We start from the raw sequence: 23,028 nt of genomic DNA, 5'->3' as shown, positions 1-23,028 counted from the left end.
TAAAAAATTAATTAATTTTTTAACTAAGTTGAAATTTTTTGAGTTAATCTTAAAGGTAATAATATATCCGTAATTTTTACCGACACAATAAATGAGAAAACTCAGGTTCAAGTATCTAATATTTTTAATGAAGTTCTTAAAGAAAAAAGCTTTAGTGAAAAACAAAAATCTATTATTGCTAAATTAGCATCCAATTCATATTTTTGCCCTAAGCCTAGTAATAGGCCAAAATACGGAAAAATATTAAAGATTCTATATGATAAAGATTATATCACACTTAATAAAAGTAATAAAATAACTATCAATGACCGTAATTCAGAAGAGATTTTAAGTGCTACAAAGTTGATTAATCTAGAAATAAAGTCTAATATAGATGCACTTAAAACAGAAATAGATAAAATATGGGATAAAGAAAAAAATACAATATTTGATCCGTCTAAAAATCAAAAATTAGTACCACTAATAAAAATTCTAAAAGATTCTCAAACTAGGGATAATAAAGACAAGAGTACAGAAAGTTTTCTCAAGGTTAGTGATGAATTATATTCTATTTTACAAATTTCAAAACCGGAAAGTGGTTTAAATTCTCTTATAAATTATTTGAAATATTTTTCCAATATCAATAATTTTCAAGAGAATTCAAATTTAATTAATTCTTCAGAGTGGTTTGATAATTTATTTAGCGAGGTAGCAAGCTATAATATAAATGGAGAATTATTAGTAGCTTTCATAGCAATGATAGAGAGTACTAAAGATTCGTTTCTTAAAAAATTAAATGAAACTGTTCAGAATTTTTATAATAACATAAAAACTAACAAAACTTTAGATACTGCAGAAGTTAATGATATATTTAAGCTAAGAGAATTTTTAACAAGAATTAAAACTAACTTAAAATCAAATTTAATAAATTTATCTCTGAATTTATCTATAGATAAAAATATTACTAATTTACAAAACTTAATAAATCCCATCAATGAAGAAGATGCTAAATCGCTATGGGAATATATTACCGGTTCTATAACAGAAATTATTAAAGACGAAGATATAAATATAGTAATCTATAATAAGCTACTTAATTCTAAAATACTTCCGCAACAAGAGATAGATACTTATAACAAGTTAGAGACATTATTAAAAGATGCTTATGACAATATGTCTAAAAAACATAAGGAAGAACAATTATTAAAAAGCACTTATGAAGATACCAAAGAATATAAAGAAGAACAGTTTTGTAAGCGTCAATTAGCTGAAATTTATTGCCAAAAAGCCAAAATCTCCATAATAACGCCGAATCAATCAATAGAGTTATATAAAAAAGCTGCCGAACTTGGTTCTGTTAAAGCAAATATAGAACTCGGAACTATAGAACTCGGTAAGAAGAATTATTCTGAAGCTATCAAATATTTACACTTAACTCCCGATGTAACCGACGTATCAAAAGCTTTTAAAAGCTTAATCAGTACTAAAAAATCAGAAATAATAAGCAAAATACAACAGGGTAGTACCAAAGATGTAATAAAATTATCTTTAGTATTAACTGAAGCATATTTAGAGCAAGCTACATATTGTAAGGACTATGGTATGCCAATAACAAAAGCACAAAAATTAACAAGAAAAGCATTTTTCGATATTATAACAGCAACAATAACCATAGATGAATATAACAATAATATAACATTACATAACCTTTATAAATGTCTAAGTACTTAATATACTCCTCTCTTGATACTCAGCTTAAATTTCATAAGATAGCCGTAACATATAAAGATTTTGCACTAAAATTTAATAATACGGTAAAAGATGAGACCTCATATCTACTTAGTCTTAAGGATATACCTAGCGATTATAATGAAGATTCTAGCAATATGTTAGGTGCTTATTATAATTCCTCAGAGTATCCTCAATGAGAAAAATTTAATATCTCTTAATACAATTTTTATAGACAAGCAGAAATGTAGTGCTAGTATAAAAATAGCTATATTTAACGATGAATTAGATTATGATAAATAATCAATTTTCCGAAGATACCAAAAAAATCGCCGATCAAATAAAAGATGCATTAATGGGTATTAGTGACGATCTTGTACTTGAGAGTAAAGAGGTAGAGGAAATTTTTGAAGAATTAAGCCAAAATGAAGAGTTTGAGTATGAGATAGAGCGAATACTTGCTATCTTAAATGAACAAACTATGGATTTGACTCAACTGCAAAGCCGGATTATCTTATTAATCCGTAAGTATTTAGGTAAAACTAAAAACTTAAAGCTTAAAATGCGTAAAATGGATGAGAAGCTCATTAACAAGAATGTTGCCGAAGTCAGTAATTATTTAATGCATCAGCATTCTAAAATAGTTAGAGATGCTAATAAAAACCTTGCAAACCCAAAAGATAAATTGCAAGGTTTAACCAAACAAGCTAGAATAAACTTAAAACGTTTATTAAAAAGCTTTGCCGTTTATCAAATTTATATGTTTATGAACCCAAAAAGAATAGCAGGCGAAACGAAGCTAATGAACTTCGCCTATAATATGATCAGAGGAGGAATGAAACTCGCTAAAAAATATGAAGGCGGCAAGGAAAAAGACATTAAATCATATTCACCTAAACTTATTAAAAAACTTGAAAAAGCTCATGCCGGCTTTAAAAAAAGCGGCGGTATATCAATTTAACTATTATATCTTTTTATAAAGAGCTTATACTAAACTAACATTAATACTATGATAGGTATCAAGCTTTCAACTTAAATTATTCATGTAAACTTAATATTTCGGAACTAATAACTTGGGTACATCTTGACTGCAGTACTCAAGAAAAACATCACGCTCAACCTGTAAAAATTAACATAAAACTCCTTCTTTCAACTCCTCCGCTTGTGCTACTGTAACGGATAATATAAACGATACTATTTGTTATGCAGAAATCGTACGGCTAGTACAAAAACTTTCTCAAGAAAATCACTTTAATCTTATCGAGTATTTAGCCGCACAAATATATGATATTATTTATCAAAATTTTCTCGAATCTAAATTAGAAAAGATTTTTCTAAACGTAACCGTTACTAAATTAAAATCACCGGTTTCAGGAGTGCATGGCGGAGTTTCTTTTTCTTATTCAGGAAAGGATACACTATGATTTATATTTCTATAGGAGTAATTTAGGTAATAGACTTTTAAATATTAAAAAAGCTCTAAATTGACTAAAAAGCTGTGATTTTATATTGCTTAGGCAATCTATTATTTTTGAAACACAAGTTATTCTACCACCTAATGCAGATAAAGCTTGGGATAAATCATATTTAAATATGGTAGTGTAGGGCAAAAGTACTTTAACGCCTAGTAAACTTCTAATTGAGCTTAAAAAGATTGAAAAACCACTAGGTTGAGCAAGCTCTTACGATAAATGGTCTCCAAGAGTTATTGACTTAGATATCCTACTTTGGAATGACTACTATATAGATTTACCTGATTTAAAAATACCGCATCCTGAATTATTAAACAGACCGTTTCTTATTCATCTAATTGCAGGTTTAAGCTTGGAATATCGTTACTCATGCCCCATTAATAATTTTTACAACAATAAAACCTTTGCAGAAATAGCACATTTAATTGAAAATCAAAGAGTTATACGCTCTCTTGTTTTAAATCCTCAATTTGTCGGTATTTTAAACATTACTCCTGATTCTTTTTCTGATGGAGGATTGAATTTTCATAAAGAAGATGCCGTTAGAAATTTTGTACGCTTGATAAATGAAGGTGCTATAATAATTGAGTTTGGATCACAATCAACACGTCCTTCTGCTTTAATTATTAATGAAGATGAAGAATATGCAAGACTTGAGAATGTTCTTGAAGAACTTAGGGAAGTTATAAAGGAAAAAGAAGTTATAGTCAGTATTGATAGTTTCACTCCTGAAGTAATTAAACGTGTTTTAAAAAAATACCCTATTTCCTGTATCAACTTGGTTAAAAATAATCTAGATGATTATACATTACGATTAATTGCCGATTATAATTGTAAAATTATTACTATGCATTCATTAACCGTTCCACCGCAAAAACAAAAATGTCTTGATTTCGATAAATCTCCGCTTGCTAGCTTAAATATATGGGCAGAGCAAGAAATAACAAAATTAGAAAAATATGGATTTGATAGAAAAAATATCATTCTTGATCCTGGAATTGGTGTTGGAAAATCCGTTTATCAAAATTTATATATATTATAACATATTAAAGAATTTAAAAATCTAGGATGTGAGATATTGGTAGGACACTCGCGAAAATCTTATATTTCTGCTTTTTATAATTCCAAAGCATCGGAAAGAGATTTAAAAACAATAGCAATATCAAAATATTTAACAGAACATGGAGCCGATTATTTACGAGTGCATAATGTTATAGAGCATCAAAGATTTTTTGTAGCAAACCATATGATTAAATATTCATCTTATGAAAAATAGAAAAATCATCGGTATAATGGCATGTGACCCACAAGGGGTGATAGTAATAAAGATCAGATGCCTTGGTCTTATCCTAAGGAGTTTGAATATTTTTATCAGACGGTAAAAAATAATATTATAGTCATGGGATGAAAAACCTTTGACTCTATACCTACAAAGATTTTAAAAAATTGTATTTATATTGTTTTTTCAAGAAATACACCATCGCAATCTTATAATAATAGATATCTTTCCAAACTTCGCTTCTAGAGGTAAATTTAAAGGAGACACGGAACGCAGAACCACAGCATAATATAGACATACGTGAGGATGCGAGTACCGGATCGACGTCTACATTACCTCTAGAAGCGAAGTTTGGAAAGATATCTATTATATTTTTTATTAAATCTTTAGATGATTTTTGGCAGATAACAAAACTTTTTACTGATAAGAAAATTTTTATAGTTGGAGGGGCAGAAATAGCGATTCTTTTCCTAGAGCAAAATCTTATTGATAAATTTTTACTTACAAAAATAAATAAAAATTATGATGGAGATACTTTTTTTCCTCTTAATCTTTTAGCAGAATGCCATTCTGTAATAATAGATAAAACAAATAATTATCAGATTTATAAATTTACTAAAAGGAGGTAAGATGAAATTTTTAGAACAGTTTAATATAAATCTTGAACAATATAACCTTTTAAATCACCCATTTTATCAATTATGGAATATGGGAAAACTTACTCATTCTACTTTACAAATTTACGCAAAAGAATATTATCATCATGTTACAGCTTTCCCACGTTATATAAGTGCAATACATTCCAAATGTAGTGATATACAAGCTAAGCAAATATTACTTGGTAATCTTATAGAAGAAGAACAAGGTGAAGAAAATCACTCGGAACTATGGAAACGTTTTGCTGAAGGACTTAGATGTTTAAGAAACAAGCTCACTTCAGAACCTAAATTAGACTCAACTCAAAAACTTGTTCAAGGTTATTTTAAATTAACAGAGAAATCTTTTTCTATAGGTCTTGGAGCACTTTATGCTTATGAACGTCAGACTCCTGAAGTATCTGACTCTAAAATTCAAGGGTTGCAAAAATTTTATGGAATTTCAGATTACAGAACTTTACAATTTTTCATTGTTCATAGTAAAGTTGATCAATGGCATGCACAAGAATGTGTAAATTTGATTAATAATTTAAGCTCAAAAGAACAAAAATTAGCATATCAAGGAGCAATAAAAGGTGCAAAACTACTATGGCAATTTCTAGACGGTATAAATGCAACGTATCAATAATTTAACTATTATTCTTTCATAAAATGAAAAATATCTTCCTATATTCCTTAAGTCTTGAGAATTATCGTAATTTTAAAAATCTTGAACTAAAAACAGATAATACCCCAATAATTTTAATAGGTGAAAACGGTAGCGGTAAAACTAATATTTTAGAAGCTATATCGCTATTTTATCCAGGAAGAGGACTGAGATCAGCGAAACTTGCTGATATATACAAAACTTCAGAAGATCATTGTACCGTAAAAGCTCTATTGCATAGTAAGCTAGGACTTGCAGAGTTCAGTACCGAGTTCAAACGTAGTTCTAATAGAAGGATAACTGAGTATAACGAAAGTAAAATAGCCAATAATGAGTTAAGTAAATTCACTAGCATGGTATGGCTGACTCCGCAAATGGAAGGAATCTTTACCAGCAGCAGTACCAATAGAAGAAAATTTCTTGATCGGATAGTTTATAATTTTGATCCAAAGCATGCAGAGTTAGTTAGTAAATATGAATATTACATGCATGAGAGAAATAAAATTCTAGCAGAAGATATAAGAGATGATAATTGGCTTAAAATTATTGAAGAAAAGATGGCTGATATTTCTAACCATATTGCTAATAATCGCTTAAAAACCTTAGAATTTATGCAGCAAGCAATAGATGACCTTGAAAATGAATTTCCAAAAGCCGATTTATCGATTGACGGCATTGTTGAACAAAAAATATTAGACGGCGAAGAAAATATTGTTAGTTTTATTACTGCAGAACTTTATCAAACAAGAAGCAAAGATAAACTACTTGGTCACACTAGTTTTGGAGTTCATAAAAGCGACTTTTTAGTAAAGCATCAAAAGAAAAATATCTTAGCTAAATTCTGTTCTACAGGTGAACAGAAAGCTATATTAATTGCGATAATCCTTGCTGAAATGAATTATGCTATAAAGCTAACTAAAATAGCACCGATTTTACTTTTAGATGAGGTCTTTGTGCATCTAGATGACAAAAGACGTCAATATTTAATCGAATTTTTTACCGGCTTAAATATACAGCTATGGGTTACCGCTACCGATCTAGAGGGAATAGAAAATTTTACAACTAAAGCACAATTGATTAAATTACCTGTCATACCGTGATTTGATTGGTTTTATTGCATGACTCGAGAAACCCGTTTGATGTCATCCCATGGCTTGACCACGGGATCCATAAAAACAACTAAAAATGTTAGTAATTCTAATATTTTTTCTGGATTCCCGCCTACGCGGGAATGACATCAAGAGTATTTTCCGATCCATGTAATAATGCTTTTGCAGAAATGACATCGAGAGCATTTTCTGATCCATACAGTAAAGCACTATCCTAATCAGCTTCGCAAGAATAATTTACAACATCCTCCTTGATTTTTATCGCACCTCTTAAAAAACCAAAATAACTATTATTATTTTTCATAAAATAAAATTACACTCATTACATATTATATGAGCATTAGTTAAATTTAAAGTTTTTTGTATATAAAATATATTGCTTAATCTTTTGAAACTGCTTAAAATTAATTTTTAATTTATGTAAATACTATGACAAAACAAGCTAATAAAATATCCTATGATGAAGTACCTTATTCTCCATTTACTTTCAGTTATACCTCCCCACCGTATTTAAGAACTATCGCTAAGCTATTTGGACTAAACCCTCCGCCTCTTGAAACTGCTAAAGTACTTGATATCGGTTGCGGAGTCGGTGTTAATATGCTTAACTTTGCTGAAACATATCCTAAATCACAATCTCTTGGTATTGACTTATCCAAAATACAAATAGAATTAGGTAAAAAAATTACCAGTGATTTGAAAATAAAAAATGCCGAGCTAAAGGCATTATCTATATTAGACCTTGATGAGTCATACGGTAAGTTTGATTACATAGTTTGTCACGGCGTATATTCATGGGTACCTGAAGAAGTACAAAATAAAATATTAGAGATTTGCAATAAACTGCTAAATCCAAGCGGCATAGCTTTTGTAAGTTATAATACGCTCCCAGGCTGGAATATGCAGAGAACAATACGTGAAATGATGATGTTCCATTCAGAGCTATTTAATACTAGCTATGATAAATTACAGCAAGCTAGATTACTTTTAAAGTTTATCAATGACTCATTAGAAAGCTCCACAACGCCTTATTCTAATTTCTTACGAGATGAAACAAAATTATTATCTGCATATACTGATTCATACGTACTACATGAATATTTAGGCGAAATTAATACAGGTACATATTTTCATCAATTCATAGAAAAAGCTCAAAAAAATCATCTAAATTACTTAGGTGATACGTCGCTTACTGCAATGTTTATCGGTAATTTACCTACTAAGGCAGCAGAAAAGCTACAAGCTGTTAATGATATTGTTCGTACTGAGCAATATATGGATTTTATCACTAATAGAAAGTTCCGCTCGACATTATTATGTCATCAAAACATGCCTATAAACAGAAAAATTGAATTTAACAATTTAAAAGAGTTTTACACTACCCTTAGTATTAGACCAGTAACTCTAGAAAAAGATGTTGATTTAACTAACGAACAGGAAAATGTTAGCTTCTATTACGAAAATTTACCTGATCCTTTTATTTCAACCACTTCACCGATCATGAAAGCTATTTTATATGTATATGCTGAAAATATTAGCAATCCGATAAGCTTAGAACAAGTAGCAAAAGAAGCTTTAAAAAAGCTTGGTAAATATCAATTACAAGATTTCTTAGCAGCATTAGAACAACATTTTATCAAATTCCTTTTTCAAGGTTATCTAAAAATATTTGAGACCAAACCGCATATTATAGCAACTATCACCGACAAACCTAAAACTAGCGAATTTGCAAGATACCAAGCAAAACAAGCACATTTTAATAATGTAACTAACGTGTTTAGCGTCACTAATAGACTTAACGATATGGTAGGTATACCGATACATGAAAAATATATTTTAGAAATGTTAGACGGTATGCATAATATTGATGATATTAAGAAAGGCGTTCTTGAAAAAATTAATTCAAAACTTTTAACTGCTCGTGACGATAAAGGACAGGAAGTAACAGATCCAAAATTGTTAAAAGAATTTGTTGACTATGTAGTTACTGCATCCCTTGAGAAATTCCGGATGAACTATCTGTTAGTAGGGTAATTTAGTGTGGCTTTGTGGGCATTGTTGCGTGGATCAGCTTTTCCGTTATTGCGAGTAGTCATAGACTGTAGCCAATCCATAAAAAATATACTCCGAGTAAATGAAGAGTAGCTATACGAAGTTCAACTTGAAAAATTGGCTGCGTCGTCTTTGTAAGTCCTCGGATGCTCACGTACTTTTGTATGCTCTGCTCCTCGGCTTACAGATTCCTTGCTCTTTGTCAAGTTGAACTTCGTATAGCTATGCTACTAATTTTTCACGCAATACTTCAACTAACTTATTAATTGCTTCGGTTGGGTGGATATTTTCAAGGATAGCAAGTTCGCCTGCAAGTCTATTTAAAGCTGATTCATAGAGTGTTCTTTCACTATAAGAACGATCATTATCAACATTTTTATGCAAGTCCCGTAATACTTCAGCAATAGCTATAACATTACCTGAGTTAATTTTACCTTCATATTCTTGAGCTCTTCTACTCCACATCCTATTTCCTTGCTTTGGTTTACCTTGAAGAGTTGAATATATGACATCTAAATCTTTTCTGCTTGCAACCGCTCTAAGACCAACAACCGCAGCTCTACTAACAGGCACTTTTAATGTCATTTTATCCTGCGAAAAGGAAATTACATATACTTTAATTTCAGTACCTGCAATAGTATGATATTCTATGTTTGTTATTTCACCAACTCCATGTGCAGGATAGACAATTCTCTGCCCTATTTTAAACTCGGTTTTTTGTTCGGTTTGTGTTGTATTTGCCATTATTAATTCCTCCATAGTGGTTTTAGTGCCTAAGAACTTAATGTTAGACTATTATTTTCTATAGCATAGCACATTTTGCTCCTATTATAAAGTAGATATTTTTATTGAAATAAAATTGATATGATCTTATTGTAGATAATATTAATAGTTAAAGGAATAAATATGCGAAGTATTTTTATTGTGCTAATATTTTTATTATTTTTGAGTAGCTGTTCAGAAGAAAAAGCACAAGATAAGAACCATGAGGAAAAACAAATAATAGAGCAAGAAACTCTGCAAAATAACGAAACTTCTAAAGAAACGAATCAGGAAGCCGTAAATTCTGAAAATGCAGCTGAATTGATAGTTCCTGCTAATGATAATAATCAGACTGATGAAGTATCAACGCCGGATTCACAAGAACAAAAAAATCCTGAAATAAAACCTGTTAAAGTCACTTTTAAAGTTGATGATAATGATATGGTTCTCGGTAACAAAAAATCAAATGTTATAGTAGTCGAGTATTTTTCTCCTACCTGTCCGCATTGTGCTTATTATCATCAAACAATTTTTCCGGAACTTAAGAAAAAATATATCGATACTAATAAAATTGCATATGTGGTTCGTGAATTTATTGCTACAAAACAAGATTTAGACGCTGCAATTTTAGCCCGCTGCAAGGGCGATACAAATAGTTTTGTACAGTTTCATAATATCATATTACAACAACAAGATAAATGGGCATATAGCAATAAATACAGAGAATTATTAACTGATATAGGTCAGCTTGGCGGTGTTCCTCCGGAAGAATATAAGCAATGTTTAAATAGTGATAAAATTACTGAAACGCTAATTGCTAATACTAACTTTGTAGCAAAAACACCAAAATTTATAGGCACTCCTTCTTTCTTTGTTAACGGAGTACAAACCGGAAATTATAGTATAGATAATATTTCCACAGCAGTAGATAAAGCTTTAGAGGAGCAGAAAGAAAAAATGAAATGAGCTTGTAATTATAATATCGGCAGTAGATCGTCATTGCGAGCAACTAAAAGGAGCGTGGCAATCCAGAAAAATAATAAATTTAACTGGATTGCTTCGTCAAAATTTTCAATTTTTCCTCGCAATGACGGGGAAATAAATTAATGAATATGGAAAAACTAAAAGATATCAAAGCAAGAATTCAAGACTTAAAAACTCCTAAGTTTTCTAATCCTAAAATTCGGCAAGAAATTAGCTCGTTTTCTATAGCTATAGATTTAGTTTCAGGTACAATGGTAGGTGTTGTGATCGGAATATTTACGGATAAGTTTTTTAATTCTAAACCTTTATTTCTTATTATATTTACAATAATAGGAATGATTGCCGGCTTGAACATTATAAGGCAAAAAGTAAACAATAAAAAGTAAGAAAATGACTCATAGTCCCTTAGCACAATTTGATATCAAAAAATTGATAGAAATCAAAATGTTCGGTTTTGATGTCAGCTTTACTAATTCGAGTATCTATATGTTACTTGCTAGCATCTTAGCTCTAACTTATTTTTACTTAGCTTTTTATAACCGAAAATTAGTACCTTCTAGATTACAAGTAAGTGCTGAAATAGTTTATAATCTTGTAGCTGATATGTTAAATCAGAATATAGGAGTAAAAGGACGTAAATTTATTCCGTTAGTTTTTAGTTTATTTATTTTCATTTTATTCTGTAATTTACTTGGTATGACACCTTATAGCTTTACTGCTACTAGTCATATTATCGTTACTTTTGCCTTGGCAATTTTAGTATTTTTAACGGTAACTATAGTCGGTTTCGTAAAACACGGCTTACGTTTTTTAACTCTTTTTTTACCGCACGGTACTCCTTTATGGTTGGCACCGTTAATGATAGTAATTGAACTATTTACATATTTAGCAAGACCGGTTAGTTTATCATTGCGACTTGCCGCTAATATGATGGCGGGGCATGTTTTATTAAAAGTAATAGCTGGTTTTACTATTTCATTAATGATTTACTTGAAATTTCTACCAATCCCTCTTATGGTGATATTAATTGGGTTTGAAATTTTTGTTGCAATACTTCAAGCTTATATTTTTACTATTTTATCTTGTATGTATCTTAATGATGCTATTAATTTACACTAATTGTTATTTTGATTAATTAAAAGTTAGGTTTTTTATGGACATGGTTTCTTTAAAATTTATTGGTATAGGGCTTATGGCTATCGGCATGTACGGTGCGGCTCTAGGCGTTAGTAATATATTTAGCTCTCTACTTAGTTCAATAGCACGAAACCCTTCAGCTGCAGAAAACTTACAAAGAATGGCTCTGATCGGTGCAGGTCTTGCTGAAGCAATGGGACTTTTTTCCTTTGTAATTGCTATGTTACTTATTTTTTCTTAAAATTCATTTTTAAATAAGATGCCTCAATTTGATATTGCTACCTATTATTCGCAAATTTTTTGGCTTATCGTTACTTTTGGCTTATTATATATCTTTGTTTATAAATTTATTACTCCAAAAGCCGAAGAAATTTTTAATAATAGACAGACAAATATTCAAGATAATATTACGCAAGCCGATACACTGACCCTAGAAGCAGAAAAGCTAACTAAATATTATAATGAGGAAGTAGCAAAAACAAATACCGAAATAGATAGACTAAAAAAAGAAAAAATAGACTCTTTAGAATCAGAATTTTTAATTAAAAAAAAGAATCTAGAGCAAAATTTAAAAAACTCTATAAATCAAAATATTGAAGATATAAATTTAGCTGCTAAGCAATTTAGAACTAATAAAAGTGAAGCAATCATAAAACTTGCCGTTAATATTATTGAAAAAATAGCTGGAACTAAAGCAGATATAGATTTACTAAAAAAAATAAAATAATGAATTTCCTAGATGAGAGCTTCTGGCTTGCCGTTAGTTTTGTAATTTTTGTATATTTAATTTATAGACCGGCAAAAAAAGCCATTTTAAATTCCTTAGATGCTAAGATTTTAGAAGTACAAGAAAAAGTTCTAAAAGCTGAAAAGTTAAAAGAAGATGCTGCTTTGCTTTTTGAACAAACCAACTCACAAATAAAGAAATTAGAAACTTTATGCTCTCAAATGATAGAAGAAAGCAATGAAGTTACAAAAAAAATCATTCAAGAAAAAACTAAAGAAATTGAAGAATTTTTAGAGCATAAAAAATCTGATGCTATACAGTTAATTCAAAACCAAAAATTAACTGCAAGTAAGGAATTACAAGATGAATTTTGTGATGAAGTGATAAAACTTGTATCTGAATATTTTCAATCAGCTAAATTTTCAGAAAGCAATATTGCTAAAAATTTAATGGATAAATCTAATTTTCCTCATGATGAGGATAAAGCTACATAACAACTATCTAGCAATTTCTTTAAGATCCCTTTATCGTTGACACATAATCGTAATATTGAGCCGTCAATAAAATATTCAGGATGCTTGTTTGTTAATTCAGGATCGGCTCTAACGAATTCTTTTACACAAGCGAAGTTTTTGCTAGGGCTGTTAATCACTCCTAAGCAAATTGCTTCAAAACATAACATTTTAGCTACTTCTATATTCTTAACATTTGCTAAAACGAGGGTGTCAGAAAGTTTATGTAAGTTATAAAAATAGTTAAGAATAAAATTAATTAAAACAACTTACATGAGGCTAATATGAAAAATAAGAGCAAAGTATCAAATCCAACTATAGAAAAAGTAGTATCAGAAATACTATCACAAAGTGATCCATCTGAGATATTTGGCAAAGAAGGGATATTTCAGGAAATTAAAAAGCAGATAGTAAATAAGATTTTAGAGAAAGAAATGGAATCTCATATAGGTTATGAGAAACATTCTAAAAATGAGAAAGACTCAGATAACAGACATAATGGCAATTATGAAAAGACTCTAATAGATCCAGAAGGTCGTAAATTGAAAGTAGAAGTGCCAAGGGATCGGGACGGAGAATTTGAACCTCAACTAATTCCAAAAGGAGTGCGTAAATTTGAAGGATTTGATGATAAAGTAATATCCTTATATGCTCGGGGAATGACCATTAGGGAAATACAATGGCACTTAGAAGAACTATATGCCACCAAGGTATCATCTGAGTTAATATCAAAGGTAACTGATGGTATTTTAGAGGAAGTAACTGCCTGGCAGAATAGAGCACTTGATAATGTATATCCTATAATGTACTTAGATTGTATTCATGTTAAGGCAAGAGATAATCATGTAATAATAAATAAAGCAGTTTATATAGCTATTGGAGTGAATATGGAGGGCAAGAAAGAGCTATTAGGAATTTGGATAGGCAAGATGAAGGGTCTAAATTTTGGATGCAGGTAGTAACAAGAACTTAAGAATCGAGGAGTTGAACAAATATATGTTGCATGTGTTGATGGTCTTAAGGGTTTTCCAGAGGCGATAAATAACATTTTTCCAAAAACCATAGTGCAGTTGTGTATTGTTCATATGGTAAGAAATTCTGTAAAATACGTATCATACAAAGATTTAAAAGCGGTAACAGCTGATTTAAAAGCAGTTTATTCTGCAATAAATGAAGCAGAGGGATTAAGAGAATTACAAAATTTTGCCAAAAAATGGGATGAAAAATATCCAGTTATTTTTGACATATGGCAACGAAATTGGTCTGGCATAGCTCCATTTTTTAGCTTTCCGGAAGACATTAGAAAAGCGATTTACACTACTAATGCTATTGAATCCACTAACCGTCAAATTCATAAAATTATTAAAAATAAAGGAGTGTTTCCAGATGACAAATCGATTCAGAAAATAATCTTTTTGGCGTTGACAAATGCCTCTAAAAAATGGACAATGCCTATTAAGAATTGGGCGATGGCTTTAAATCAATTTGCAATCCTTTGTGATACTACTTTACAAAATTGGGCAAATGGAGAAATCATACTTACACAAAGAATCTGACAGACCCGCTAAAACTCTTAGTTGTTTTGCTAAATATTTATCGCCTAAATAGCCTTTCACTCCCCAATTTCCTAAGATTGAGAACTTACTATTCCATTTATCTTTAGCAGCATTAATATATATTTATTTAAAACTCTTTTTTGTATTTTTTGTTTAATTTGTAAGTAACTTCCTCAAAATCGCTTCTCTGTAATATAAACTCCCTAGTTTCGTTATTTTTTATAAACTCCGGAGCCATTGTTTTAAGATAACTTCTTATAAATTTAGCATTAGGATGTTCTAAGCCTAAAGTTTGTACATACATTAAATAAGCTTGTTTACAAAGCTCTATCGCTTTATTTGTATCTTCTGATTTTTTATAAGATAATGCAATTGAACTAAAAGAACTAGCAATACAAGGATGATTACCTTGATATAATCTTTGATATATCTTTAGTGCTTCTTCTTTATATTTCAGTCCTTTAGAAATATTTCCTAAGCTTTTATAAGCTGTTCCAACCTTAATAAGAGAGTCAGCAATATTAAGGTGATTACCTTGATGTAATTCTTGAAACATATTAAGGCTTCTTCATAATATTTTAGTGCTTTTGTAGTATTACCTAATTTATCATATACTACTCCGACATTATTAAAGGAGCTAGCAATATAGATGTGATTGTTTTGATATAACGATTGCACTATTTCTAAAGCTTTTTTGGAATATTTTAATGAATCTGTAAATTTACATAGTACACATTCGTTATATTTCCCTATTTTTTGAGATAAGTTTGCTTTTATAAGCTTATAGATTTTAGTATCATCATTTAATATTTTTATTATATGTGGATAAAGTAATTTAGCATTTTCCCAGTCTCCGTTTGGAACAGCTGTTAAATAAGGAAATAAATTATCTAACACTTCTACTAATTTTATATAAATCTCTTTTTCATCTATCGCATGTTCTTTATATTTATTTATATATTGCTTTGTTATAGATTACATTAATCTATGTAATTGTAAGCCGGCTTGTCCATTTCGGTATGTTAAATTCATTATCGATAATGCTTCCAACATTTTTATAGGTGCCTGTAACTTTTCTTCATCTATTAGAAATAATTCTTTGAAAATCTCTATGCTGATAAAATCAGGGTCTAAATGTGTCGAATATTGTAATATCTGCCAAGCTAAAGGTGATTTTTCTAATAATTGTAGTAATAAAATGGTTTCTATGTGATCATCTTTGCTATTTTTAAAGTAATTAATGTAATCATTTACTTTAAGTAGTTTATTTTCTTTTACATACGCTACTGCTTTAGATAACCTATAAGGTGATGCAGCATCTTTACTACCAAACTCTTCTACTAATTTGTAAATATCTTGATTATTTAATCTATTTCCTAAAGATTGTTCTAAATATAATCTTGCTTCTTTTTTGCTAAAAGGCTCTAACTCAACATTTAAATCCTTATGTAATTTTAAATCACCATGTAAATTTTTATCTTTAGTAGTAATTATCACTTGTGCTTTATCTTTAGATATATTTATTGTACCGTTAAGATAAGGCTCAATATCTTTATATTTTTCGACATTATCAAAAATAAATAATGTAAACGGCTTTAAATTAGCAATCTTTTTATTAACTAAACTTATTACTACTGATTCTTCTGTTTCATCTTTAATATTAATTCCTAATTCCTCAGCTAGTTTTTGGTATGTTTCAAGGACTTTGTCTGCAGAGTCAGCATTAATAAAACGTACTATTTTCTTTGCTTCATCTCTTTGTTTACCACCATAATCTATAGCTAGCGTAGTTTTACCTGTTCCAGCGAAAGCACTAATTATTACACATTGCTCTTTACTTAAAATATTACCTATTTCTTGAAATACTTTTTCACGAGTAATAATATTATGAACTGATAAAAGAGGTAAATTACTAATTATATTTTTATCATTTTTAATAAAAATATAATTGTTACTAGATTCTAATACTTCTTTTGCTTCTTCACTAACTTCAATTAACCTTAAAATTTGCTCTCTTAAGTCATCTACTTTAACATTCGAGGAGTTTGTAAAAATATGGTCTTTCCTATTTTTACTTTCTATTTTATATTGCTCTTTTATTGCTTTTAACTGTTGTTTAACTAAACTCGATATTTCTTGTGCATCTATCTTTAGATTATTTAACTGGCTTAAATAGTAATCGCTGCTTCCTTTATTATCTGTGTTTGCTACATCGATAGACAAATTTACTTCTTCTATACGATAATGATCTTTGTAAGAAAGTTCAAATTTTCCCTCAAGGGTTATGATCTCTTTTGATGGGTATTCCTTGTGCGGCATTATTTTCTAAATGCTTATAAACCTCTAAAAATTGTCCGGTTGCAATATTATCCGCTTATAAGCTGATCGATTACCTCTAAGAAGCTTCCAAATGTCGTTGCAGTAGCATTTTTATATATTAAATTGTTTGTTAAAGTTTTAACCATATTAATGCCGGATATAAAATCAAGTGCCTTATTTATTGGTTGTATTATATAGCTCTAATTGAACTGAACTTTGCGTTTTCAACCAAATTTTTTGAAGCATTATAAATTAAAAGTTATTACTTTCAACTATTATTTTTATTCTGAATTTAAAATTAGATTATCTGAGATCATGAGTTTATAGGAAAATATAGAATGGTGAGAGACATGGTACATTATTAGAACCTTAAACCAGTATAGATTAGACCTGATTAGGGCTTTTGTTAAGCCCCGTTATGCCTTAATATCGGCTTAATTAAGCGAATATCACTTAATTCCATCATAATTATCTAAAGGGTAGGGGGCTCAGTTGCCTCTGTTCTTACTTACTTAATCCTACATCATACCCCATGCTTAGTAATCCGGCTAATATAATAATACGCTGTTATTATTATTAATTGCTTCTTGAAGTAAATTAGAACTTAACTTATTGTTTAATTCAACTGTTTCTTGTGATGCAATTTTTTTATCTAAATACTCGTCTACTTTTAAGAGCTATCTTTTACTTTCGTTATTAAACTGCTTCATTGCTTCTATTGTTTGTTGTACTTCTACCTTATCTTTAAAATTCAGTAATTTGCTTGATATATTATTTATTTGGCTTTGCATTACTGCTTTATCAAATTATGACAAAATACAATAGTTATTTCCTATAACTTCAACTATTTCTAAAAGTTCATCGTTATACCCTGTTTCTATAGAATATGGTTTAAGAAAACTTAAAATATATAATATTATTTCAGCCGGTAAGTGTGATATATGAACTTCACCTTTTGCAAGCTCAGTATCAGGTGTTATTACTTTACAGACTCCTGCTATAGCTAAAGGATTTTCTGCAACCAATTTTGTTGCAGTTGATAATAAAAAAAGATGTTACATCTTCATATTCTTTTAAATGATCTATTAACAGCTCTTTATCAGCAATTTGATAAAATTTTAAAGCTATTAGGTTTTGAATATTTAAACTTATATTCTTGTCTTCGGTAGAAAAATCATTAATTAAAAATAACGATAATTTTTTTACAAATTCTCTATTTAAGCAAAGAATTTCCTGTATTTCTTCCAGTTCTTCCGTGTATATGAACCTAACCATTGATTTAGTATAAGAGTAGTAAGAGAATAATTAGTTTGTAGGGTTTCTATAAAAAAATTTATCCCTCCTAGACTAATACTACTTCTTTCAAGACTAAGATAAGTTAAAGTATTATTTGTTTTTAATGCTTCCGCAAGAAATTCTGCTCCTTTATCACCTATAGCTCACTCATTGCCCCAATGACAATCGCTACCAAGGTCAAGGTATGTAAGAGATTTATTTACCTTTAACCCTTCAGCTATTGCTTTAGCTCCTATAACACCTATTTTATTATCGTTAAGACTAAGATACTTTAATGTATCATTAAATTCTAAAGCTTTACCAATCGGCTCAATTGCTCTAGGTTGTAAATAACCATTGCTGCTTAAATCAAGTGAAATAAGCTTAGAGTTTTATTGTAAAAATTCCGCAATTAATTTTAATCCATCACTTTGTATAAAAGCACTCTCCTCTCTAGAATAAGGCAAAGTAAGCGTAGAACTAATTTCGCTATCAAAAGTTAGTATATTAAGAATAAATTTTATCATATCAATATCGACACCCTTATATCTAATCTTTAAAATAGTATTATCTTTTTCTAAATTTTTAGCTTCTCTAGAAAATCCTCTTTGTTCTAGAAGCTTTATTAGCTTTTTCATATTTATTAAATTCTATAAATTTTAATATTTTGTTAAAAAAATAACTGAAATATGGATAAACTATAATAAGTAGTTTTAAGAATGCAATAGAAATTTAATTAGAAGTATAAATGAATTGAGATTGCTTTAAGAAGTATACAGGGACGTGGTGACCCCTACGGGACTCGAACCCGTGTTCCCACCGTGAAAGGGTGGTGTCCTAACCGCTAGACGAAGGGGCCTTAATTTTAAAAGTAGGCAATATAGATATATTAGTCATACCGTGGCTACGACCACGGCATGACAGTAAATTAGAAGTTTTATACAACACCTTTGCAAATATTGCAAGTATAAAAATTATAGGTTTACCTTAAGCTTAACACTACCTTGATGACTTCTATAATGTTTATTTAGATAATAATTATAATCCAAAGCAATAGTAGTACTTTTGATACTGCCTATAATACCCGTTCCTAAATTATAGGATGTTTTCGGTTGTTTCGGTATTACATAATTTTGCTTAAATTCAGTATCAAATATTTTAACGACTCTATTTATTCTTTGGGTTTTCTCTTTAAAATTATGTTCTACCGCTCCTTGGAATATTAGCCCTAAATTATTAAATTTTAGAACATCTTTTAAAGGTACTGTGACTTTAGTACCGATAACTCCGGACAATATATTATTCTCTTTCATTGTAAGAGCTATTTCTTGTATGTTAATACCGGTTTCATTATATACCCCATCTCGTGACTTCCCGTATCTTAAACCAACATTTGGGATAATAACGAGCTTGTTCTGCAAAAGATAATTATAATTCAGTAATGCTTCCGCATTATAACTATGATTGCGATGTTTTACATTACTTCTAATTTTAGTATCACCATATGAATAAGTTGTCTTATCTTTAATAAAGTTTTTAGAAGCAGATACTAAAGCTTGTAGTGCAAAATTCTTTGGTAATTCTTTTTGTCCGTAAATAGAAACCACATGACTATTAATAAGTTCTTTATCATTATTTTTACTATTTTTAAATTTAAATACTGAATGAACATTACTATAAGCTATACCTACAATATTATTGTCGATTTCAACGTCAAACCCAATAGTAGCACCTTTGTTAGTACCTCTATAACCGGTCATATTGTCAACACGTCCATGATTATTAGTACCGTACATACCACGCATCCACAAACCTCTTTTTATACGAAACTCTTCTTCATCACCGGCTCCTACTGCTACCATATTATTAGACATATTCATAGATGCATCTAATCTGTTACGAATCATATTATTTACAATAGTATTAACAACTTTCGCTTGATTTAAAGTAGGAGCATTTTCTGAAATTTGCATTTGCATTTCTTTTTTTGCTTCCTGTTCAAGAGGAATAGCCGTATCAACTTCCGTCATTTTAAGGTTACCCCCATCGGAATCAGATAATTGCTCTATTGTTTCTTCTTCTGCTTCAAACCCTGAATCATAACTTTCTTCATCTCCGCTACCATCGCCTAATGCTAAACATTCCTTTTCTCTACCGTCGCTTAATGCTAATGCACACTCATTACTTGATACAGGTAATAAAGATGATTCTCTACTTACGTCTGTTACTTCTGTGTCTTCTTGTTCTTCATCTCCTGCAGGTAAGGTAGATTCTGATTTACCATCCGACACTAACATTTCTTGTAACAATTCTCTACCGTCGCTTAATGCTAATGCACACTCATTACTTGATACAGGTAATAAAGATGATTCTCTACTTACGTCTGTTACTTCTGTGTCTTCTTGTTCTTCATCTCCTGCAGGTAAGGTAGATTCTGATTTACCATCCGACACTAACATTTCTTGTAACAATTCTCTACCGTCGCTTAATGCTAATGCACACTCATTACTTGATACAGGTAATAAAGATGATTCTCTACTTACGTCTGTTACTTCTATGTCTTCTTGTTCTTCATCTCCTGCAGGTAAGGTAGATTCTGATTTACCATCCGACACTAACATTTCTTGTAACAATGACTGAGCAAGAATATCTTCAGCTTCTTCGCTTGTATACTTCTCTAGAAGTAACGAAGAAATTTTTTCATCATACTCTTGTAATCGTGCATTTATTGCTAAAAGCATTTTTTCTGACTGCGGTTGTTGTATCTCCGGAATACTTCCACTTACATTACTTTTCCTCGATGAGTCATTTTTAGCAACCGTTGTATTTTGTGTTGGCGTTATTAAATCAAGAGTTTCTATAGTTAACATATCATGTTGTTGCTGATTCTCAGGTTCTATCAGCGGCAAATCCTCGTAGGCTCTATTGCTATTCTGGTTTGAACCAAACCCCGTATCTGAAGTTCTGCTTACAAAGCCTGAATCCATACTTTTAGGGTCTGCCACTTCTTGATTCAGCATATAAGTTTGCGGCTGAGCTTTTATTGGCACTAAGTACCCACCATACTCGTCCAGCTGTTCATCTAACATTTTCTGAACCCCATGACTTAATGGTATTATTGGCTTTGCTTTTGACGGCTGCTTAGGAATAGTAGCAGTGGAAGAAGTTGTTGACTGAGTAGAAACTAATACCTCTAGCTTTTCTATATCTACAGCTTTATCCACTACCGTTTTTATAGCTTTTTCTTGCTTTTTTATTTCCGATAATTGTTTTTGTGCTGCTTGTCTTTGCTTTTTATCTTTTAGATCTTTGTATTCTGCACTATTTCTTTTTACTTCATTTGCTTCTGCTCTCTTTTTATCAACTATAGCTTGTCTAGCAGCATTGACTTTCTGCTGTTGAGTAAGCACATCTAGTTGTTGTTGCTGATTTAAGAATACCCCAGCTGGCGGTATCTCCGTAACCGGGGCTTTTCCTTGAGGTTTTGTTAAAACTATCTTATTTACTGAAATATCTATTTCTTTAGATAACCTATCTACTTCATTGTTTTTACTTGTTAACTCTTTTTCAAGTTTCTTTATTTTGTCTTCATTTTTACCTATTTTTATTTTATCTTGCTTTTGAGTGCTTTTTAACCTTGCTCCTTTGCTAAGATTATCTAACTCCTTATTTTGGTCAGATAGTATTTTTATTTTTTTTTCTATCTCTTCAGCTTTTGACTTTAGTGCTTCTGTTGTTTTTTGTGATGCAGTTAGCTGCTTATGCAACTTCTGCCATGGTTTTTTATTTTTTTTGCCTTGGGTATTTTTAATTGTTGATTCTACTTCAGCTAACTTGATTCCTATCGTCTCATTAACTCGTGATATATTACTTACCATTCCTGTTGTAACTTCGGTACTGCTTTTTTTTATAGGCAACGGTACAGATGTTATCGGTCTCGGAGGAACTGTTGGTGTACTAAGTTGTACTGTCTGTTGTGGCTCGCTGCTAAACGATAGTTTTTGTACTACCTTTGAGTTTGTATTTGGTGGTGTATTAGCTCCTACACTATCATTTGGTTTAGAATCTGGAGTAGGCTGATATGGAGTCACTAGTGTTGATGGAGTACCAGGTGCCGTAGTATAATGTTCCGGTGACGTCAGGGTAGTACTTGGTGTATTAGGTGCAGTGACCAAGCTATTTGAAGCTGGGCTAACAGTAGGCGAAGACGCTGTTATTATAATCTCTGGTTTTTGAGGCGTTTGCTCTGTCGGTCCAGGAATATAAGTATTTTGACTTTGTTCTGTTTTTTCACCACCTACAATTGTTTTGTTTCTAGTAGGTGGTTGTACTTTTCTTGCTTTTCCGACCTCAGACTTACTATGTGCTATCTCTTTATAATGATCCTCTATAGGAATATCTTTTAATGGATTAGATGGCTTAGATTGGCTAGATATTTCCATTTCTCTTATTTCAGATGGAGTATATGTGTTTATTTCCGGTCCCCGTACAATTACTGTTCCTATCTGCTGTGGGGTATTTGTCGTATCTTCGTTTCCGTTTAATTGTGATAAGTTATTCAACAATTTATTACTGAGGTCGATACGAAATACTTCTTTACTCATCGCCATACCCTCAAAAGGTATTGCGATTATTGCTCCTACTGAAATAGAGGCAAGTAGAGAATATTTTAAAAATCTTGATTTTTTTAGTAAATTTTGTTCTGTTAACTTATTCATCATAAATATCTCAATTTAAATTAAAATTTTATATACATAAATGTTGGGAATTATAATAAGTAAGTTAATAAAAAATAATAAGTAAGTTAATAAAAAGCAATATGAAAGTTAATTTAT

General features: G+C 30.4%; 23 protein-coding genes, 1 tRNA gene and 5 pseudogenes. 18 read left to right on the top strand and 11 right to left on the bottom strand.

Annotated elements, in window-relative coordinates:
* The first annotated feature begins 342 nt into the window (after window positions 1–342).
* From RAS_RS09195 to RAS_RS00255, 11 genes and pseudogenes are all read left to right on the top strand, one after another.
* Entirely contained in the window at window positions 343–1,710 is a 1,368-nt protein-coding gene (locus RAS_RS09195) for a tetratricopeptide repeat protein (protein ID WP_232049245.1), read from the top strand.
* Window positions 1,695–1,907 (top strand): hypothetical protein, encoded by a 213-nt coding sequence (locus RAS_RS00310; protein ID WP_147141256.1) that lies wholly within the window; start codon window positions 1,695–1,697, stop codon window positions 1,905–1,907. The genes RAS_RS09195 and RAS_RS00310 overlap by 16 nt, the downstream gene beginning before the upstream one ends.
* A 92-nt stretch (window positions 1,908–1,999) precedes the next feature.
* Window positions 2,000–2,668 carry a DUF5394 family protein gene (locus tag RAS_RS00305; RefSeq protein WP_147141253.1) on the top strand — a complete coding sequence of 223 codons (669 nt, stop codon included), beginning with the start codon at window positions 2,000–2,002 and terminating at the stop codon, window positions 2,666–2,668.
* Window positions 2,669–2,891: 223 nt separating this feature from the next.
* Entirely contained in the window at window positions 2,892–3,131 is a 240-nt protein-coding gene (locus tag RAS_RS09190) for a dihydroneopterin aldolase (RefSeq protein ID WP_332094826.1), read from the top strand.
* A gap of 283 nt (window positions 3,132–3,414) precedes the next feature.
* A pseudogene (gene folP, locus RAS_RS00295) lies at window positions 3,415–4,455 on the top strand (dihydropteroate synthase).
* A pseudogene (locus RAS_RS09185) lies at window positions 4,445–4,677 on the top strand (dihydrofolate reductase); the annotation flags it as partial. The pseudogenes folP and RAS_RS09185, both read left to right, overlap by 11 nt.
* 19 nt (window positions 4,678–4,696) lie before the next feature.
* A pseudogene (locus RAS_RS10590) lies at window positions 4,697–4,826 on the top strand (palindromic element RPE1 domain-containing protein); the annotation flags it as partial.
* Window positions 4,827–5,087 (top strand): annotated as a pseudogene (locus tag RAS_RS00275) (dihydrofolate reductase); the annotation flags it as partial.
* 1 nt (window position 5,088) lies between these two features.
* A complete protein-coding gene (locus RAS_RS00270) occupies window positions 5,089–5,742 on the top strand; it encodes a CADD family putative folate metabolism protein (protein ID WP_147141247.1) in 654 nt (217 codons plus the stop codon).
* Window positions 5,743–5,765: 23 nt separating this feature from the next.
* Window positions 5,766–6,860 carry a DNA replication/repair protein RecF gene (gene recF, locus RAS_RS00265; protein WP_147141245.1) on the top strand — a complete coding sequence of 365 codons (1,095 nt, stop codon included), beginning with the start codon at window positions 5,766–5,768 and terminating at the stop codon, window positions 6,858–6,860.
* Window positions 6,861–7,298: 438 nt separating this feature from the next.
* Window positions 7,299–8,903 (top strand): methyltransferase regulatory domain-containing protein, encoded by a 1,605-nt coding sequence (locus tag RAS_RS00255; protein WP_147141242.1) that lies wholly within the window; start codon window positions 7,299–7,301, stop codon window positions 8,901–8,903.
* A 122-nt stretch (window positions 8,904–9,025) separates the two neighbouring features.
* Here the strand turns inward: RAS_RS00255 and RAS_RS00250 are convergent, their stop codons facing one another.
* A complete protein-coding gene (locus RAS_RS00250; RefSeq protein ID WP_147141239.1) occupies window positions 9,026–9,127 on the bottom strand; it encodes a palindromic element RPE5 domain-containing protein in 102 nt (33 codons plus the stop codon).
* Window positions 9,128–9,143: 16 nt separating this feature from the next.
* Window positions 9,144–9,665, bottom strand: coding sequence for a CarD family transcriptional regulator (locus RAS_RS00245; RefSeq protein ID WP_147141236.1), 522 nt, complete (start codon window positions 9,663–9,665; stop codon window positions 9,144–9,146).
* A 162-nt stretch (window positions 9,666–9,827) separates the two neighbouring features.
* Here RAS_RS00245 and RAS_RS00240 point away from each other — a divergent pair, with 162 nt between their 5' ends.
* From RAS_RS00240 to RAS_RS00210, 6 genes are all read left to right on the top strand, one after another.
* Complete coding sequence (locus RAS_RS00240; protein WP_147141233.1) at window positions 9,828–10,649, top strand: DsbA family protein; 822 nt, start codon at window positions 9,828–9,830, stop codon at window positions 10,647–10,649.
* Window positions 10,650–10,789: 140 nt separating this feature from the next.
* Entirely contained in the window at window positions 10,790–11,053 is a 264-nt protein-coding gene (locus RAS_RS00230; RefSeq protein ID WP_147141230.1) for an AtpZ/AtpI family protein, read from the top strand.
* Window positions 11,054–11,057: 4 nt separating this feature from the next.
* Window positions 11,058–11,786: a F0F1 ATP synthase subunit A gene (locus tag RAS_RS00225; protein WP_010420724.1), complete on the top strand. Its 729-nt coding sequence runs from the start codon at window positions 11,058–11,060 to the stop codon at window positions 11,784–11,786.
* Between the two features lie 34 nt (window positions 11,787–11,820).
* On the top strand, window positions 11,821–12,045 hold the full coding sequence (locus RAS_RS00220) for a F0F1 ATP synthase subunit C (protein WP_010420727.1): 225 nt from the start codon (window positions 11,821–11,823) through the stop codon (window positions 12,043–12,045).
* Window positions 12,046–12,063: 18 nt separating this feature from the next.
* Window positions 12,064–12,531: a F0F1 ATP synthase subunit B family protein gene (locus RAS_RS00215; protein WP_147141227.1), complete on the top strand. Its 468-nt coding sequence runs from the start codon at window positions 12,064–12,066 to the stop codon at window positions 12,529–12,531.
* The gene (locus RAS_RS00210; RefSeq protein WP_147141224.1) at window positions 12,531–13,025 is read left to right on the top strand and encodes a F0F1 ATP synthase subunit B; all 495 of its coding nucleotides are present in this window, start codon (window positions 12,531–12,533) and stop codon (window positions 13,023–13,025) included. The genes RAS_RS00215 and RAS_RS00210 overlap by 1 nt, the downstream gene beginning before the upstream one ends.
* Here RAS_RS00210 and RAS_RS00205 read toward each other — a convergent pair.
* The gene (locus RAS_RS00205) at window positions 13,001–13,213 is read right to left on the bottom strand and encodes a hypothetical protein (protein WP_147141221.1); all 213 of its coding nucleotides are present in this window, start codon (window positions 13,211–13,213) and stop codon (window positions 13,001–13,003) included. The two genes, RAS_RS00210 and RAS_RS00205, sit on opposite strands and share 25 nt — an antisense overlap.
* 114 nt (window positions 13,214–13,327) lie before the next feature.
* On the opposite strand from RAS_RS00205, the pseudogene RAS_RS00200 reads away from it, so the two are divergent.
* Window positions 13,328–14,599, top strand: a pseudogene (locus tag RAS_RS00200) (IS256 family transposase).
* Between the two features lie 127 nt (window positions 14,600–14,726).
* Here the strand turns inward: RAS_RS00200 and RAS_RS00195 are convergent.
* The 8 genes from RAS_RS00195 to RAS_RS00160 form a co-directional block, all read right to left on the bottom strand.
* Entirely contained in the window at window positions 14,727–15,155 is a 429-nt protein-coding gene (locus RAS_RS00195; RefSeq protein ID WP_147141218.1) for a tetratricopeptide repeat protein, read from the bottom strand.
* A complete protein-coding gene (locus RAS_RS00190) occupies window positions 15,074–15,496 on the bottom strand; it encodes a tetratricopeptide repeat protein (protein WP_232049244.1) in 423 nt (140 codons plus the stop codon). Before RAS_RS00190 ends, RAS_RS00195 begins: the two co-directional genes overlap by 82 nt.
* A gap of 78 nt (window positions 15,497–15,574) precedes the next feature.
* The gene (locus RAS_RS09180; protein WP_232049243.1) at window positions 15,575–16,918 is read right to left on the bottom strand and encodes an ATP-binding protein; all 1,344 of its coding nucleotides are present in this window, start codon (window positions 16,916–16,918) and stop codon (window positions 15,575–15,577) included.
* Between the two features lie 806 nt (window positions 16,919–17,724).
* Window positions 17,725–17,943 (bottom strand): F-box protein, encoded by a 219-nt coding sequence (locus RAS_RS00180; RefSeq protein WP_147141215.1) that lies wholly within the window; start codon window positions 17,941–17,943, stop codon window positions 17,725–17,727.
* Between the two features lie 414 nt (window positions 17,944–18,357).
* Window positions 18,358–18,519: a hypothetical protein gene (locus RAS_RS10870; protein WP_408634836.1), complete on the bottom strand. Its 162-nt coding sequence runs from the start codon at window positions 18,517–18,519 to the stop codon at window positions 18,358–18,360.
* A gap of 66 nt (window positions 18,520–18,585) precedes the next feature.
* Complete coding sequence (locus RAS_RS00170) at window positions 18,586–18,831, bottom strand: hypothetical protein (RefSeq protein WP_147141212.1); 246 nt, start codon at window positions 18,829–18,831, stop codon at window positions 18,586–18,588.
* Window positions 18,832–18,977: 146 nt separating this feature from the next.
* Window positions 18,978–19,052 (bottom strand) — tRNA-Glu (locus RAS_RS00165).
* A gap of 115 nt (window positions 19,053–19,167) precedes the next feature.
* Window positions 19,168–22,911 (bottom strand): autotransporter domain-containing protein, encoded by a 3,744-nt coding sequence (locus tag RAS_RS00160; RefSeq protein WP_147143832.1) that lies wholly within the window; start codon window positions 22,909–22,911, stop codon window positions 19,168–19,170.
* Window positions 22,912–23,028: the final 117 nt, after the last annotated feature.

The organism is Rickettsia asiatica, from assembly GCF_007989425.1.
GTDB lineage: Bacteria > Pseudomonadota > Alphaproteobacteria > Rickettsiales > Rickettsiaceae > Rickettsia > Rickettsia helvetica.
Note: the sequence above shows the minus strand (reverse complement) of the source record. Positions and strands in the feature narration are given on the sequence as shown.

Coding starts and splice junctions, on each gene's coding strand:
- RAS_RS00310 (WP_147141256.1), top strand. CDS start 1,695: ATGTCTAAGTACTTAATATACTCCTCTCTTGATACTCAGCTTAAATTT.
- RAS_RS00305 (WP_147141253.1), top strand. CDS start 2,000: ATGATAAATAATCAATTTTCCGAAGATACCAAAAAAATCGCCGATCAA.
- RAS_RS00270 (WP_147141247.1), top strand. CDS start 5,089: ATGAAATTTTTAGAACAGTTTAATATAAATCTTGAACAATATAACCTT.
- recF (WP_147141245.1), top strand. CDS start 5,766: ATGAAAAATATCTTCCTATATTCCTTAAGTCTTGAGAATTATCGTAAT.
- RAS_RS00255 (WP_147141242.1), top strand. CDS start 7,299: ATGACAAAACAAGCTAATAAAATATCCTATGATGAAGTACCTTATTCT.
- RAS_RS00245 (WP_147141236.1), bottom strand. CDS start 9,665: ATGGCAAATACAACACAAACCGAACAAAAAACCGAGTTTAAAATAGGG.
- RAS_RS00240 (WP_147141233.1), top strand. CDS start 9,828: ATGCGAAGTATTTTTATTGTGCTAATATTTTTATTATTTTTGAGTAGC.
- RAS_RS00230 (WP_147141230.1), top strand. CDS start 10,790: ATGAATATGGAAAAACTAAAAGATATCAAAGCAAGAATTCAAGACTTA.
- RAS_RS00225 (WP_010420724.1), top strand. CDS start 11,058: ATGACTCATAGTCCCTTAGCACAATTTGATATCAAAAAATTGATAGAA.
- RAS_RS00220 (WP_010420727.1), top strand. CDS start 11,821: ATGGACATGGTTTCTTTAAAATTTATTGGTATAGGGCTTATGGCTATC.
- RAS_RS00215 (WP_147141227.1), top strand. CDS start 12,064: ATGCCTCAATTTGATATTGCTACCTATTATTCGCAAATTTTTTGGCTT.
- RAS_RS00210 (WP_147141224.1), top strand. CDS start 12,531: ATGAATTTCCTAGATGAGAGCTTCTGGCTTGCCGTTAGTTTTGTAATT.
- RAS_RS00205 (WP_147141221.1), bottom strand. CDS start 13,213: ATGTTATGTTTTGAAGCAATTTGCTTAGGAGTGATTAACAGCCCTAGC.
- RAS_RS00195 (WP_147141218.1), bottom strand. CDS start 15,155: ATGTTTCAAGAATTACATCAAGGTAATCACCTTAATATTGCTGACTCT.
- RAS_RS09180 (WP_232049243.1), bottom strand. CDS start 16,918: ATGCCGCACAAGGAATACCCATCAAAAGAGATCATAACCCTTGAGGGA.
- RAS_RS00170 (WP_147141212.1), bottom strand. CDS start 18,831: ATGAAAAAGCTAATAAAGCTTCTAGAACAAAGAGGATTTTCTAGAGAA.
- RAS_RS00160 (WP_147143832.1), bottom strand. CDS start 22,911: ATGAATAAGTTAACAGAACAAAATTTACTAAAAAAATCAAGATTTTTA.